Raw genomic sequence first — 1,527 nt, 5'->3', positions numbered from 1 at the left:
CATTGTTAACCGTTGCGGTGATTGCGCTGAGTGTTTGTGTTGTGATGTTTCCAGTTACAGTCAATGCACTCAATGAAAGACTTGTGATGCTTGACAATGCACCCGCACCGAGTGTACCACTGAATGTGCCGCCAACGATTGTGCCAGGAACAGTCAGGTTACCGATCAGGCCGGTTACTGTGCTCAGACCTTGAGAAGTTATTGTGCCGGTTGATGTGAGGTTGCCGTTAACGTTCGCATTATTCACAGTAGCATTTATAGCGCTGAGCGATTGCGTTGTTACAGTTCCAGGAACGTTCAGGTTGCCGATCAAGCCGGTCACGGTGCTCAACCCTTGTGATGTTATCGTGCCGGTTGATGTAAGGTTGCCGTTTACGTTCGCGTTATTAACAGTTGCATTTATTGCACTGAGTGATTGTGTTGTGATGTTTCCGGTCACAGTCAATGCACTCAAAGTAAGGTTTGTAATGCTTGACAAAGCACCTGCACCAAGCGTGCCACTGAATGTGCCGCCAATGATTGTGCCTGGAACAGTCAGGTTACCGATCAGGCCGGTTACAGTGCTCAACCCTTGTGATGTTATTGTGCCGGTTGATGTCAGGTTACCGTTAACATTCGCATTATTTACAGTAGCATTTATAGCGCTGAGTGATTGAGTAGTGATGTTTCCAGTCACAGTCAACGCATTCAAAGAAAGACTTGTGATGCTTGACAATGCACCCGCACCCAATGTACCACTGAATGTACCACCAATGATTGTTCCAGGAACAGTAAGGTTACCGATCAAACCAGTTACAGTGCTTAAACCTTGTGATGTTATTGTGCCGGTTGAGGTAAGGTTGCCGTTTACATTAGCATTGTTAACCGTAGCATTTATTGCGCTGAGCGATTGCGTTGTTACAGTTCCAGGAACGTTCAGGTTGCCGATCAAGCCGGTTACTGTGCTCAACCCTTGTGATGTTATCGTTCCGGTTGAAGTAAGGTTGCCGTTTACGTTCGCGTTATTAACAGTTGCGTTTATTGCACTGAGTGATTGAGTAGTGATGTTTCCGGTCACAGTCAATGCACTCAAAGTAAGGTTTGTAATGCTTGACAAAGCACCTGCACCAAGTGTGCCACTGAATGTACCGCCAACGATTGTTCCAGGAACAGTCAGGTTACCGATCAGGCCCGTTACTGTGCTCAATCCTTGAGAAGTTATCGTGCCGGTTGAAGTAAGATTACCATTAACATTCGCATTGTTCACTGTAGCATTTATTGCACTAAGTGATTGTGCCGTCACATTTCCTGTCGATGTAAGATTACCATTAACATTCGCATTGTTCACTGTAGCATTTATTGCACTAAGTGATTGTGCAGTCACATTTCCTGTCGACGTAAGGTTACCGTTTACGTTAGCATTGTTAACCGTTGCAGTGATTGCACTGAGCGATTGCGTTGTGATGTTTCCGGTAACGGTTAAAGCGCTCAATGAGAGACTTGTGATGCTCGATAAAGCTCCTGCACCAAGAACGCCGCTGAATGTTC

At 45.8% G+C, this 1,527-nt stretch carries 1 protein-coding gene; it reads right to left on the bottom strand.

The window, feature by feature from the left end:
- On the bottom strand, window positions 1-1,527 hold a 1,527-nt coding region (locus GWC95_RS05420), incomplete at both ends, for a beta strand repeat-containing protein (protein WP_202630224.1).

This window comes from Sediminibacterium roseum (assembly GCF_009939005.1).
GTDB classification, from domain to species: Bacteria; Bacteroidota; Bacteroidia; order Chitinophagales; family Chitinophagaceae; genus Sediminibacterium; species Sediminibacterium roseum.
This window is presented reverse-complemented; position numbering and strand designations above follow the sequence as displayed.